Raw genomic sequence first — 12,368 nt, 5'->3', positions numbered from 1 at the left:
GGGGCTTCGTTGCATCCGTCGCGGCCCCCGAACCGATCGTCACACCCCTGTGACCAGGCACACCACAAGATCACCACGACTTTGAATCAGCCCTGCTCCCATTCCCGCCTGATCGCCGCAGAATCCGGCGCCAGACGCCTCGCGCTGTTCGGCGAGACGAGCATCGACGCGGGGCGTCTGGCGCGCCTGCTGGCTCAGCACGACCGACCCGCCGACCTGATGGACGCCGCGCACGAGATCGCAGGCAGCTTCCACATCCTCCACACCGACGGCCGCTCCACCTACGTCCAGGGCAGCGCCTCGGGCCTGCGCCAGGTGTTCTACGCCCGGTGTCGGGACGGCTCGTACGCCGCCTCCGACTCGGCCGAACCACTGGCCCGGCTGAGCGGTGCCACCCCGCGCATCGAGATGGTCGCCTGGGGGATGCTGCACCCCGGATTCGACTACGGGCTGACCCACGGCACCTACTGGCACGGGGTCAATCGGCTCCCCGCCGACCGGCGGCTGCGCATGACCACCGACCGGGTCGAGTCCACCGCGTGGTGGCGTCCCCCGGCGCCGGAGCTGTCGGTCGCCGACGGCGCACCGAAGGTGCGGGCCGCGCTGGAGGAGGCGGTGGCCGTCCGACTGGCCACGGCCGGAGGCCTCTCGGCGGACCTGTCGGGCGGCATGGACTCCACGTCCCTCTGCTTCCTCCTGGCCGGCCAGGGGGCCCGGTTCCAGTCCTTCGTCGAGCAGACCGTCGATCCCAACCACGACGACGCACACTGGGCGGCGATCGCCGCCCGGGAGATCGACAGGCCCCTGACGGTCCTCGGCCCCGAGGACGTCCCGGGGCCCTACGACGGCATCTGGGAGCCGGACCGGGGACTCGTCCAGGACGTTCCCTACGGGCTGGGCGAGCCGTACACCCTCATCCGGAACCGGGCGAGGAAGACCGCCATGGCCAGGATCTTCGCCGCCACCGGCGCCGACGTGCACATCGGCGGGTTCGGCGGGGACGAGCTGTTCACCATCGCACCGTCGTACTTCGGCGACCTCTACGCGCGCGCACCCCTGCGGGCGGTCCGCGGCATCCGCGACCTCGCCCGGCTGAGGCGCTGGAGCCTGCCCTCCGTCCTGCGCGCGCTCGCCCGGCAGCAGACATACCAGGGCTGGTTCGAGGAACAGCTGAGCCGTCTGCACCTGCCCCGGCCGGACGTCCTCGGCCCCGGCCTGAGCTGGGGCCCCCAGGTCCGCGTGACCCCGTGGTCGACGCCCGCCAACGTCGAGGCCGTCCGCGCGGTCGCCGCCGCCGGTGATGCCGGCCGAACCCCGCAGGCGGACACCCGTTCGGTGCACACCAGCGTCGCGGGACACCGCATCGGCGGGCAACGGCTCGGCCCGCTGCGTGCACTGATGGAGCACCAGGGGATCACCCTGTCGCTCCCGTACATGGACGACGCGGTGCTGGTGGCCGCCCTGTCGGTCTCGCGTGCCGAGGCCCTGCCGGGAACCGGGTTCAAGCCGGTCCTGAAGGCCGCCATGCGGGTGGACGCGGCGCCGGGCTCCCGCGCCGGCGCGCTCTCCCGCTCCACCAAGGGCGAGTTCAGCATGTCGGTGCACCGCGGCCTGGCACGCAACCGCCGCGCACTCCTCGGCCTGTTCGAGGACTCGCTGCTCGCCGAGCACGGCCTGGTGGACATCGACCGGTTGCGCGCCGCCCTGCGGGACACGATGCGCCCCGAATACGAGACCAACGCGCTGGAGCTGACCATCGCCGCCGAGGCCTGGATGCAGGCCGTCGCGGCGGCCCCGGCCACGGCCACGGCCACGGCGGCTGCGCCCGAACGATCCCTCACCAACCGACGACTGGCCTCACCATGCTGAAGATCTCCCCTCACGTCGTGCTCACCAGGACCGAGGACGCGGCCGTCCTCCTCGACAAGAAGTCCGGCACGTACTTCCGTATCAACCCCATGGGGACGGCGGTGTTCGAGATGCTGGCCGCCGGACACACCCAGGACGAGGTCGTGAGCGAGCTGTCCACACGGCACCCCGAGGCCGCCGACCGGATACCCGGCGACGTTGCGAAGCTGATCGACACCATGCGGCGCGCGAAGGTGCTGGTGTGACGTGACACTGCCCATGACCCTGGAGCCGCGCACCCGGCTGCCCCTGCGCCGACGCCCCCTGCCGATGCTGGCCGTCGCGGCGGGCCGCCTCCTGACCCGGCTGAGCCCGCACGCGCTGGAGCGGGTGCTGCGCCGGGCCAGCGGCGGCGCCCGCCCCGCCACCCACGCCGAGGCACTGGCCGCGCGCAGCGACGTCGTCTCCGTCAGCCGTCGCGCCGCCGGACCGTACTGCCTGGAACGCTCGATCGCCGCCGCCCTACTGGCCCGAACGCGCGGCAGCTGGCCCGACTGGGTCTCCGGCGTCAGCCTGATGCCGTTCGCCGCGCACGCCTGGATCGAGGTGGACGGCCGGGCGGTCGGCGAGTCCATGCGGCTGAACGCCTTCCGCAAGAACATCGTCGTCTCCCGCGCCCCGCGCACGGAATGCAGCGGCGGGCGACACGACCACCCCTCCGAGAGTTGAGACGGACGGACACCATGGACACCAAGCGCATAGTGGAGCAACTGGCGAGCCGGGGACACGCCCTGCTACCCGGCTTCGTGACGGGCGAGGCCCTCACGCGGGCACAGGCCGCGATCGACACCTACTTCCCCGACCCGGAAAGGAACGGGAGCACCCCCGAGGAGATCAATGCCCTCAAGCACGCGGTTCCGTTCCCCTTCACCAGCAACGACCTGAACCGGCACGCGTTGGACACCCGGGTCATCGACGTCGTCGAGGAGTTGCTCGGCACCACCGACCTGCGGCTGACGAGCTCCTTCATCCAGGCCAAGTACGGCACGGCGTACGGGGAGAGCCGGGACCAGACCCTGCACAACGACGCCTGGGCGGCCAGCAGCCTGGTGCACCCGCGTGCGGACGGCGTCTACCAGCGCGTGTACGGCATCCTCTACCTGACCGACGTGACCGTGGACACCGCGCCCACCTACGTCGTCGACCGCGCCGCACACCTCGGGCTCCCCCTGTTGACCGAGGCGGGCAAGGGCTCGTACGACAAGGCGGAGTATCCCGAGCTGTACGAGCAGGAGCGGCCCGTGGAAGCCGAGGCCGGCTCGCTCCTGCTGTTCGTCGGTGACATCGTCCACCGGGGCTCGGCCTACAACGAACCGCTCGGACGGCGGCTCGCGCTCTTCTTCAACATGCACGGGGCACAAGCCCGTTGGACCGACAAGCACCTGTGGTCGATGCGGCCGGCCCACCCGAACTGGAACACCCTGCACGAGCTCATGGTCGAACTCGACCCGCGCCAGCGCCACCTCCTGGGCTTCCCGCCTCCCGGGGACGGCTACTGGACCGACGAGACGATCGGGCACCTGGAGCGGATGTACCCCGGGATCGACTCCAAGCCCTACCTGCCGCCGACCCCGACCCCGGCCCGGGTCCCGGGTCAGGTCCAGGTCCAGGTCCCGGCTGCCGCGGTCCCGGCCCCGGTCGCCCCGTGACGACGGAGCGGTCCGGGTACGCGGGACTGGCCATCGACGGGCTGCACTACCTCGGAGAGGTGCTGGAACTGGGGGACGGCTTCGGCGCGGGGGCTGAGGAATCCGTCTGTACCCTCTTCGACGGCTGGGGCCACCGGGTCTCGCGGGACGACGACGGAGGCGGGACCAGGCAGGAAGCCGCGTCGACCGCCCCGTTCGAGTACTCGCTCGTCCTGCAGGAGGACCGCGTCGACGTCCGGCTCTTCTTCCGGCCCCTCCCCGAACGGGGCCCCACCACGGTGCCCGGGAGCTGGGAGCGCGGCCGGCGGACACTGGCCGGCCTGGAACGCCTGGGCGTCGCGCACCTGGAGCGGGTCCGGGCGGTCGCCGACCTGTTCCGGCCGCGCAGCGAGCGGGCGGCGTTCGGAATGTGCCTGGCGGCTTCGGTCCGCGCCTCGGGCATCGCCCGCCCCAAGGTGTACTTCGACACGCTGGCGGCGGGCACCGAACACAGCCGGGAAACGGTCGGGACGGCACTCGACCGGCTCGGCCAGGGCAGGGCGTGGAACTGGCTTCAGCGCCACGACCCACAGGGCATGGCGCACCTGATGCCGGCGTTCCTCGCGCTCGACGTGGACGGGACCCCGCACGCCCGGATCAAGTTCTACACCACGGTCGCGGAACGCTCGGCCGCCGAAATAGAAGCACGCCTGGCCCCTTTGGGCCGCGGTGCGGCGGCCGCCGCGGTCGGCCTGGTCGCGGACACCGCCCCGCAGGGCTCGACGGCGCTGGACATGGCGGGGGTACGCCCGACCCTGTGCTGGAGCATGACCTCGCGCGACGGAGTACGGCCGGACGACGCCACGCTGTACCTGCCGTTCAACCTGTACGCCCCGCAGCAGCAGGAGACGCACGGCCGACTCCGCAGGAGGCTCGCCCCCGCACTCCTGGGCCGGGTGGAGCGGCTGGTGAACGACCACGCGGCGGCGGTGGAGGGGCGGGCGAACCCGTTCCACTGGGCGGCGGCCAAGCTGGTCCACGGCGGAAGGGCCCTCACCCTCTACACCTCGGCGGCGGCGGTGGAGGCGGCCCGGACGGCCCGGTACCCTGCGCGACCCCGCTCGGCCCCCCTTCCGCTCACGACGTAGCCGAGCCGGCGAGGCGTCCGCCCGGCGCGGATCAACAGCTGCCGCAGCGCACCGCTGCCGAGTCGGACCGGGCCGAAGGGCGCCGTCGGAGGCCCTGATGAGAGCCCCGACCCCCGCCTGAACAGGTGCAACGCCCGGTCGTCCGCAGCACTGCAGCAACATGGGCCAGAAGCGGGGCAGTGCGGCGGCCCGCAGCGGTTGGGCCCTCCGTAGCGCCTGTACGGTCCAACTGGAAGGTTCGGACCGCTCTTCCGTGATGGCTACGCCTGGAGAAGGGTGCAGGGCTGAGGTTGGATGACGGGATGGAACGTATCGAGGTTGAGCTGTTCACGGATCCGGGGAACGACGCTGTCATCCGCCTGCCCCCGCGAAACTTTCCGGGTGTGCTGATCCAGGGAGACTCGCTGTCGATCATGCGCGCGGAGGTCGCCGAAATCGTAGAAGCATGCGACCAGGGCGACGTAGGTGACGCCCGCGAGGCTGCGGCCCTCCTCCGCTCCGACCTGGACGAACTGCTGGCCCGCTACACGGATGCTCTGAAGGCGCACGCCATACCCATCCCCTTCTACCAGGGCCCTTGACCGCCCGGTTGCCGCCCGCCGTGCCTGCAGCACGTGCTGAGAGACGGAGATTGCAGGACCGTTCCGCCAGGGGATCACGTCGCCGTGAAGGTGGAGACGCCCTATTCCCCGACTGGGACGTCCTCGTGCAGCAGGCTGTGTTCGCGGACGACGGAATGATGATCGACGCGACTGGCTGCGGGCCGCCCGGAGCGTGTCCTCAGTGCCGGCACCCTGCAGTACGCGTTCATAGCAGGTACTGGCGTCACATAGCGGGGCTGCCGGTCGGCGGCGCCTGCAAAAGGGGCGGCCACGGCCTGAGCGACGCGGCCAGCAGGCGGCATTTGAGGGGGTAGCGCCGCCGAGGGTTCCGCTCGGCGGCGCGGGATTGAGTGACCGTCCAGGTGAGGGTGGCTTCCGCGTGTCCGAGCGTAGTAGCAACTCTCTCCGCTCGGCGTCCGGGGTTACGACGTTCGTCATGCCCGTTCGCTGTGTGGCGTTTCCGGGCGCGGACCGAGGCTCAATGCGTCCTGCCTCGTTCGATATCAAAGCTGTCCGGCCACAGCGTGGTGCTGGCGAAGTGCGCCAGGCGGGCGGCAGCCGCCACGTCGGGCCAGAACCGTCCGGCCAGCAGGTCGGCGATGGCCTGGCGGTTGACCCCGGAGCCCGCCGCGGCCGCCCGCAGGCTCGGCTCGTGGCCTCAAGGGCCTCCGCGAGGGTACGAGCGATCTGGCGAACCGCTTCGGCGGCCGGGTCAGGGCTGGCCTCGCCCGCCTCCTGGGGCCGGGAGGCGAGAGCGTGCCTCCGCCTCCGGGCCATCGTTCCCCGGGCATGACGACACGCGCGACAGCCACCACGCTGTTTCTCACCGCAGCATCACTCGCCGCAGGGCTCACAGCTGCCGCCCCAGCAGCCGCCGGAGGAATCGGAGACCTCCTCTCCCCTGCCCTCGGCACGAACTGCACCAACCACACAACCCGTCCACACCCCAGCGCATCCACCACCGTGGGAAGTGGCGCAGCAACAGGCCTGCTCGCACAACTCCCCCTCACAAGCGCCCTCAACCAATGCGGAGGAGCAGACCTCCCCGACCTCGAAACGCCCAGACATCCCGACTTCGAAGACGCGCACGGACCTGGACACATGTTCTGAACACCGGCTGGCGAGCCGGCGGTACTGCCCCGAAATACGTCAGGCACCGGGCTTGGCCCGCGCACGCCCGTTTCGGCGCGGGCTGCACCCGACCCTGGCCGCCCCACACGCCGCAGCGCCTACCACCGCCCCGAGCGCGGACGCGGCCCAGTCCCGGTTCCACGTGAACTCCCCGCCGCCTGCGGGGGCGGGGATGTAGTCGGAGCGGCCGCCCGGACCGTACAGACATGCCGTGGTGGCTACCAGCACGCAGCCCGCCTCCTGGCCGCCCACGCACCGATAACGCGCCGCCGACCTCCGGGTGCCGGAGTGAGGGCTGTCACCGGATCCGCCTCCGGCCCGCGGTCCGGGCCGCCTGCTGCCGGGGCGCGGGCACCGCGGGCTCCACGGGCGCGGCCTGGCCGGGCGCGGGGCCGGTGGGGGTGGCGGTCGAGCGGGAGCGGGCGGCGGTGGCCGAGACGCGGGGCACTCGGGGGTCGGGGCGCCGGGCGGGGTGGTCAGGGCAGGCAGAGTCGCGCCGACCATGCGGCCCGCAAGTTCTCCGGGCTGGCCCTGCTTCCAGGTGGTGTTGTCCAGCAGCCCGGCCTTCAACCGGGCCAGGAACCCCCACCGTCACCCTCGCCGCATGACCACCACAAACCCCCCGGTGGAGGTTGTGATCATGACCGAGCCCGAGATCCCTCCCTGAGCCTCGACGAGGTGACAGCACTGCCGCCTGGCTTCGACCGGGCCTCCTTCGCCGGGATGACGATGATCGATCCGTTCCACGGCTGAATCCGCGGCGGACGCGGCCGGGGCGGCGGGCGTGGCGTCCGCATTTGTACGGGTTGCCGGGTGATGATGGCGCAGTGCGACTTGATCACGTGTCCTATGCGGTGGCCCGCGACAGCTTCGTCTCGACCGTCCAGTGGATCGGATCGGCCCTTGGCGCCGGGTTCGTCGACGGGGGCGTGCACCCGCGATTCGGCACCCGCAATTTTGTTCTTCCGCTGAGCGGCGGCACCTACGTCGAGGTCGTCACCACACTCGACCACCCCGCCGCCGACCGCGCACCTTTCGGCCGGGCGGTCGCGCGCCGCGCCGCCGAGGGCGGCGGCTGGCTCGGCTGGGTGGTCTCCGTCGACGACATCGCCCCGGTCGAGGCCCGCCTCGGCCGCACCTCGGCCGAGGGCCACCGTGTCCGCCCCGACGGGTTCGATCTGAGGTGGAAGCAGATCGGCCTGCTGGAACTGCTGGAAGACCCGCAACTACCCTACTTCCTTCAGTGGCTGGTCCCCATCGAGGAGCGCCCCAGCGCCGACCCGCGTACTTCCACCACCATCCACGGGGTCTCCATCGCCGGCGACGCCGCTTCCATCGCCGAATTCCTCGGCGAACCGGCCGACCACCCCCTCGACCAGATCGACGTCACCTGGGTCGAGGATGAGGAACCGGGCCTGGTCTCGGTGGAGTTCGCCACCGCCCACGGCCCGGTCACGATCTGACCAGGGCCCGACTGCCCCGCGGGAGCAGCCGGCTGGGGTCTCCTGGCCAGGCCCGGATCGGCTTGCGATCGCGCCCCAGATGCCGGGCGATCGCCGAGATCGACCAGCCCTGGCGACGCAGCGCGTGAGCATCCACGTCTTCCTCCCGGGTGAGCATTCAAGCCCTCGAACAAAGTCGAACTCCGTGCGCGCAGTCCACGACACTCCGAGATCAGTTCGCCACGCCGAGAACGATCAGAAAGAGGGTGGGAAGATCACCTGAGCAGCTTTGGCCACCTGAAGAGCGACACCTGGGGAGAGTCAAAGAGCGCCATCGGCCCCGGCCGAGGCCCTGCCACAGATGGAACCACCCGGCGATCGGCTGGGCATCGGGGGCGCCGCGCCCGGCCGCCCTCGGCGTAGGTGCCCGCCCGGTCCCGGCAGATGATCTCGACGCCAGGGTGGCGGACCAGCCAAGCGGCCAGCGGGCCTGCCTCGCGGGTCGGGAGCACTCCGACCACGCGACGGTCTTCGACGCCCGTCACGACGGTCGAGTAGGTCTGACCGGGGCGGATCGCGAAGTCGTCCACGCCCAGTACACGCGGAGTACCGCACTGCGGATCGGGCAATGCCACGACCCTCCGTAACAAGGTCATCCGGCCGGCTCCGAGGCCCAGCTGGGCGGCCAGGCGGGCGCCGGCACACCCGGCCAGCGCGAGCCCCACTCGCTCCAGGGCGTGGTTGAGCCGCGTGGTGAACCGTGCGGGCGGGGCCGCCAGCTGCGAGAAGGGCTCGGCGAACGTCCGGGGCGGGCAGTTCGCCGACCCGCAGATGAAACGCCGGACCGTCAGCCGGGTCACAAAGCCCTGCTCAGCAAGCGGAAAATCCTTCAGCCTGCGCTGGTAGCGGTCGTGGACTCGGTCAGAAAGCGGTCGCAATCCGGACATGCGGCAGGCTGCAGCGTGGCTTCTCGCCACCACCTCGACCGTGCCGAACGCGGCCGTAACCGTCTCGACATCCACATCGTCGATCCCCTTGAACACCAGCGAGTCCCAGAACGAAGCATCGGCCTCCATGACCAGCCCATCACCGTCCACAACCGACCGCAGCAGCGGGCGGAAGGGGGGTGTCACTTGCTGCTCAGCTGGCGTGGTCCGTGCCAGCGCCCGGCTGCCTCGCACGAGCCCGCTCCTGGTTTGGGCTGCACCGGTATTGATGGTTCAGCTGGCGAGGGAGACGGCGAAGGGCTTGAAGCCGTGTCGACGCAGGATGTGGGGAACCACGAGGATCATGGCCTCGGTGGCGCGGGCTGTGGTGATGCCGCCGAGGTCCTCGATCCATGCGGGCTGCCAGCCCAGGTCGCCGAGCAGGCCGGTGGCGGTCTTCTTCGCGTTCTGGTCGTCGCCCGAGAGGTAGGCGGTCGGTGGAGTGGCCAGGGTTTCGGGAGCGGTCATGACCATGAACAGCATGGTGTTGAGGGTCTTGACCACATGGGTGTCGGGGAGGGCGGCCTGGAGTTGCTCGGCGAGGCTGCTGCCGGGATAGCACAGGTCGCCGGGCAGGCCGTCATCGGCGTCGCGGGTGGCGTTGGAGACATCGACGAGCAGTTTTCCGGAGAGCTCGGTGCGCAGGCCGGCCAGGCGGTCCAGGGAGGTGTCGCCGGGCGTCGCGTTGATCACGATGTTCGCGGTGCGGGCGGTGGTGCGCTGGTCGGCGAAGGCGATCTGTGGGGCGATGCCGGCGGCAAGGGTTGCGGTCTCTTCCGGGTTCCGGACGCCGAGGGTGACACGGTGTCCGGCTGCGGAGAGCTTGCTGGCGAGGTTGGCGCCGACGCGGCCGGCGCCCAGGATGCCGATGCTGGTCATGGGGGTGAGGCTCCTTGCGGTGTGAGGGGGGTGGAGCGGAGGTGTCCGGTCAGGCGATCGGCGACAGGACCTTGAGGGTGGCGGCGTGGATGCCGGGGGCGGCGGCCAGGAAGTCGCGGCTGCCCGTGTTCCAGGGCTCGCCCGCCAGGTCGGTGACGGTGCCTCCGGCCTCGGAGACCAGCAGGGCACCGGCGACCAGACCGGAGCGAACGTCGGAGAACTGCCAGAAGGCGTCCGTGCGTCCGGCCGCGACGTGAATGAGCTGCATCGTGGCGGGAACGGAGACGCGCACGACCAGGCCGTTGATGAGCATGGCGGTGACCGAGTCACCGATCCGCCGGAAGGTACGCTCGTCCTCGCCGGGCCTGGCCTGGCCGGTGCCGGTGAGCGCGGCGCCCAGATCGGTCTTGGCGGACACCTTCAGGGGCCGGTCGTTCAGGCGCGCACCGCCGCCGGCGACAGCGGTGTAGGTGTCGCCGGTCAGTGGCAGATGGACGACGGTGAGCACCGGCTGGTTGTCGCGGACCAGGGTGGCGGTCACGGCCCACTCGTCCATGCCGTGAACGTGGTTGATGTTGCCCTCGGCGGGGTCGACTACCCACCACTCCCCCGCCGGGAGCGCGCCGCCGGCCAGCTCGTCCTCGGCCCACTGCGATCCCCGCCGGGCCCGCAGCAGCGGCTCCCGCAGCACGTCCAGCACCGCGTCGTCGTTGGCGTGGATCTCAGCGACGACATCGTCCAGGCTCACGCCCCGGGCGTGCGGGGTGTGGCGGTCGCGCAGGGTGAGGCCAGCGGTCTTCACCGCGTCGGTCACCTCGGGCAGGAGCGTCGTGCCGGTGGCGAAAGGCATGGCTGTGCTCATGGTTGGGCTCCCTGAGTTCGATGTGTGCGGGCGGCTCGTCTCGCGCCTGCACTTCGAAGGTAGGCGTCCCGATCATTAACAACAAGTGCATGCTATGCAGTTGTAGAGTTACTCGTATGCAATTGGATTTGAACCTGCTCACGGCCCTGGACGCGCTGTTGGAAGAGGGCAGCGTCGCCGGCGCCGCAGCACGCCTTCACGTCACCGCACCGGCGATGAGCCGCTCCCTGGGCCGCATCCGCAAGGCCACCGGTGACCAGATCCTGGTCCGCACCGGCCGGAGCATGGTTCCCACCAGCCGCGCACTGGCCATGCGCGCCCAGGTCCACGCCCTCGTACAGCAAGCCCACCACCTTCTGTCCGCGCAGCAAGAGCTCGACCTGACAGCTCTGGACCGGGTGTTCACCCTGCGCTGGCACGACGCCCTGACCGCTGCCTGCGGCACCGCCCTGATCACCGCCGTCCACCACCAGGCACCCGGAGTCCGACTGCGCCTGTCGGCCGAACCCGGGACGGACGACGCCGAGCTGCGCCGGGGTGAGGTCGACCTCGAATCGAGCTCCAGCCCTCCGACGCTCCCCGACATCCGCCACCGCCTCGTCGGCAGCGACCGGCTGGTCGTCGCCGTCCGACCGGGCCACCCCCTCACCGAAGGGCCGTTGAGCATCGAGCGCTACGCAGCCTCCGAACACCTCACCGTTTCGCGACGCGGAAGCCTGCGCGACCCGATCGACGACGCCCTGACCACCCGCGGCCTCGACCGGCGCGTCGTCGCCGCCGGGCCCACGGCCGCCTTCGCGCTGCAACTCGCCCTCGGCAGCGACCTGGTGGTAACCGTTCCCGACGCGGTCACCCGCGCGGCCCGGTACCAACTCGGTCTGACCACACTGGCGCTGCCACTGCCATTGCCCGAGGTCCCCCTGTACCTGCTGTGGCACCAGCGCTACGACGACGACCGCGCCCACACCTGGCTACGAGACCTGGCCACCGAAACCGTCCAGGCACTATGTGCACCATCGACCGCCTCTCAGCAGCCCTTCACCAACCGGACCGGGCTCTGACGGATACGCCGGGGGGAGGCCGGCGGCAGCAGCAGCCTCGTCGGCATCGTCGCCCAGGCCTACATCGCCCGCGCCCTGCCCGATCCCCAGATCGGCGACCTCCCCCAAAGCCCTCTCCACCGACTGAGCCGCCCGCGACCAGCAGCGTCCGAGGCACCGTCTGCCATCGGCTGTGCGCATTCACCATCGCCGCCACCCTGCGCGACGCCGTCGCCACCGAGGACAGCTGCCCCGCATCCGGATTCCAGACGAGCAGTTCACCGTCCAGGGCCCTGCCGCCCGGCAGCCGGGTCAGCTCGCCGGGCTGGTCAGGATGCAGTGCGGATAATCGTTGTCCGGATCGTCGACGGCGACCCAGAGCTTCAGGACCCTGCCTTGCCTCAAGGCGGCGTAGGAGTCGGGTCGCCGCTCAACGTTCTCTGGGTGATAGGCGTCCACGGGGTGATCGGCGTCGAAGGTCAGACCGACGAAGCTTCGCTTCTCGTTGGAGCCTTGCTTCCAGGTGCCGGTTCCGGACCATGCCAAACTGTCGTACCAGCGGACGGCGACGCAGACTTCGTCGGCGATGAACGTCCCGTCCTGCCTCAGCGCGAGGGTGCCGCCGTCGGCATCGGTCCACGTTGCCACTAGGGCCTGTGTGATGTCGTGATCATTCGGCGGTCTTCAGGAGGTCGTCGATCCAGATCATTGCGGCGCGGAGGTGGAGGCCGGCGAGGTAGCT

At 70.9% G+C, this 12,368-nt stretch carries 14 protein-coding genes; 9 read left to right on the top strand and 5 right to left on the bottom strand.

From position 1 onward, the window contains the following. Positions 1-81 precede the first annotated feature (81 nt). The 8 genes from ACZ4VL_RS38980 to ACZ4VL_RS38945 all read left to right on the top strand — a co-directional run bounded on the left by ACZ4VL_RS38980 (position 82) and on the right by ACZ4VL_RS38945 (position 7,880). On the top strand, positions 82-1,869 hold the full coding sequence (locus tag ACZ4VL_RS38980) for an asparagine synthase-related protein (protein WP_468210245.1): 1,788 nt from the start codon (positions 82-84) through the stop codon (positions 1,867-1,869). A gap of 17 nt (positions 1,870-1,886) precedes the next feature. After that, positions 1,887-2,114: a lasso peptide biosynthesis PqqD family chaperone gene (locus ACZ4VL_RS38975; RefSeq protein WP_468210242.1), complete on the top strand. Its 228-nt coding sequence runs from the start codon at positions 1,887-1,889 to the stop codon at positions 2,112-2,114. Position 2,115: 1 nt separating this feature from the next. Next, positions 2,116-2,577 (top strand): lasso peptide biosynthesis B2 protein, encoded by a 462-nt coding sequence (locus ACZ4VL_RS38970; protein ID WP_468210239.1) that lies wholly within the window; start codon positions 2,116-2,118, stop codon positions 2,575-2,577. A 14-nt stretch (positions 2,578-2,591) separates the two neighbouring features. Next, a complete protein-coding gene (locus ACZ4VL_RS38965) occupies positions 2,592-3,557 on the top strand; it encodes a phytanoyl-CoA dioxygenase family protein (protein WP_468210236.1) in 966 nt (321 codons plus the stop codon). Then, positions 3,554-4,684, top strand: a complete 1,131-nt coding sequence (locus ACZ4VL_RS38960; RefSeq protein WP_468210233.1) for a tryptophan dimethylallyltransferase family protein — start codon at positions 3,554-3,556, stop codon at positions 4,682-4,684. The genes ACZ4VL_RS38965 and ACZ4VL_RS38960 overlap by 4 nt, the downstream gene beginning before the upstream one ends. Positions 4,685-4,986: 302 nt before the next feature. Further along, positions 4,987-5,265 carry a DUF6959 family protein gene (locus ACZ4VL_RS38955; protein ID WP_468210230.1) on the top strand — a complete coding sequence of 93 codons (279 nt, stop codon included), beginning with the start codon at positions 4,987-4,989 and terminating at the stop codon, positions 5,263-5,265. A 155-nt stretch (positions 5,266-5,420) separates the two neighbouring features. Then, a complete protein-coding gene (locus ACZ4VL_RS38950) occupies positions 5,421-5,600 on the top strand; it encodes a transposase family protein (RefSeq protein WP_468210248.1) in 180 nt (59 codons plus the stop codon). Between the two features lie 1,644 nt (positions 5,601-7,244). Beyond that, positions 7,245-7,880 (top strand): VOC family protein, encoded by a 636-nt coding sequence (locus ACZ4VL_RS38945; protein ID WP_468210227.1) that lies wholly within the window; start codon positions 7,245-7,247, stop codon positions 7,878-7,880. On the opposite strand, the gene ACZ4VL_RS38940 is transcribed toward ACZ4VL_RS38945, so the two are convergent. The 4 genes from ACZ4VL_RS38940 to ACZ4VL_RS38925 form a co-directional block, all read right to left on the bottom strand. Then, entirely contained in the window at positions 7,870-8,037 is a 168-nt protein-coding gene (locus tag ACZ4VL_RS38940) for a terminase gpP N-terminus-related DNA-binding protein (protein WP_468210224.1), read from the bottom strand. The genes ACZ4VL_RS38945 and ACZ4VL_RS38940 overlap by 11 nt on opposite strands. 97 nt (positions 8,038-8,134) lie before the next feature. Further along, positions 8,135-8,935, bottom strand: coding sequence for a transposase (locus tag ACZ4VL_RS38935; protein WP_468210221.1), 801 nt, complete (start codon positions 8,933-8,935; stop codon positions 8,135-8,137). Positions 8,936-9,079: 144 nt separating this feature from the next. Beyond that, positions 9,080-9,724: an NADPH-dependent F420 reductase gene (locus tag ACZ4VL_RS38930; protein ID WP_468210218.1), complete on the bottom strand. Its 645-nt coding sequence runs from the start codon at positions 9,722-9,724 to the stop codon at positions 9,080-9,082. Positions 9,725-9,773: 49 nt separating this feature from the next. Then, the gene (locus tag ACZ4VL_RS38925) at positions 9,774-10,586 is read right to left on the bottom strand and encodes an inositol monophosphatase family protein (protein ID WP_468210215.1); all 813 of its coding nucleotides are present in this window, start codon (positions 10,584-10,586) and stop codon (positions 9,774-9,776) included. Between the two features lie 116 nt (positions 10,587-10,702). Here ACZ4VL_RS38925 and ACZ4VL_RS38920 point away from each other — a divergent pair, with 116 nt between their 5' ends. Continuing rightward, complete coding sequence (locus ACZ4VL_RS38920) at positions 10,703-11,647, top strand: LysR family transcriptional regulator (RefSeq protein WP_468210213.1); 945 nt, start codon at positions 10,703-10,705, stop codon at positions 11,645-11,647. A 291-nt stretch (positions 11,648-11,938) separates the two neighbouring features. On the opposite strand, the gene ACZ4VL_RS38915 is transcribed toward ACZ4VL_RS38920, so the two are convergent. Continuing rightward, the gene (locus tag ACZ4VL_RS38915) at positions 11,939-12,274 is read right to left on the bottom strand and encodes a hypothetical protein (RefSeq protein WP_468210210.1); all 336 of its coding nucleotides are present in this window, start codon (positions 12,272-12,274) and stop codon (positions 11,939-11,941) included. Positions 12,275-12,368 lie beyond the last annotated feature (94 nt).

The sequence above is a fragment of the Streptomyces sp. NPDC029014 genome (genome assembly GCF_055564695.1).
The sequence above is the reverse complement of the archived record's forward strand: the minus strand, read 5'-3'. Positions and strand labels throughout refer to the sequence as shown.

Excerpts from the sequence above, each read along its gene's own strand:
- ACZ4VL_RS38965 (WP_468210236.1), top strand. The coding sequence starts at position 2,592 with ATGGACACCAAGCGCATAGTGGAGCAACTGGCGAGCCGGGGACACGCC.
- ACZ4VL_RS38955 (WP_468210230.1), top strand. The coding sequence starts at position 4,987 with ATGGAACGTATCGAGGTTGAGCTGTTCACGGATCCGGGGAACGACGCT.
- ACZ4VL_RS38950 (WP_468210248.1), top strand. The coding sequence starts at position 5,421 with ATGATGATCGACGCGACTGGCTGCGGGCCGCCCGGAGCGTGTCCTCAG.
- ACZ4VL_RS38940 (WP_468210224.1), bottom strand. The coding sequence starts at position 8,037 with ATGCTCACCCGGGAGGAAGACGTGGATGCTCACGCGCTGCGTCGCCAG.
- ACZ4VL_RS38935 (WP_468210221.1), bottom strand. The coding sequence starts at position 8,935 with ATGGAGGCCGATGCTTCGTTCTGGGACTCGCTGGTGTTCAAGGGGATC.
- ACZ4VL_RS38930 (WP_468210218.1), bottom strand. The coding sequence starts at position 9,724 with ATGACCAGCATCGGCATCCTGGGCGCCGGCCGCGTCGGCGCCAACCTC.
- ACZ4VL_RS38925 (WP_468210215.1), bottom strand. The coding sequence starts at position 10,586 with ATGAGCACAGCCATGCCTTTCGCCACCGGCACGACGCTCCTGCCCGAG.
- ACZ4VL_RS38920 (WP_468210213.1), top strand. The coding sequence starts at position 10,703 with ATGCAATTGGATTTGAACCTGCTCACGGCCCTGGACGCGCTGTTGGAA.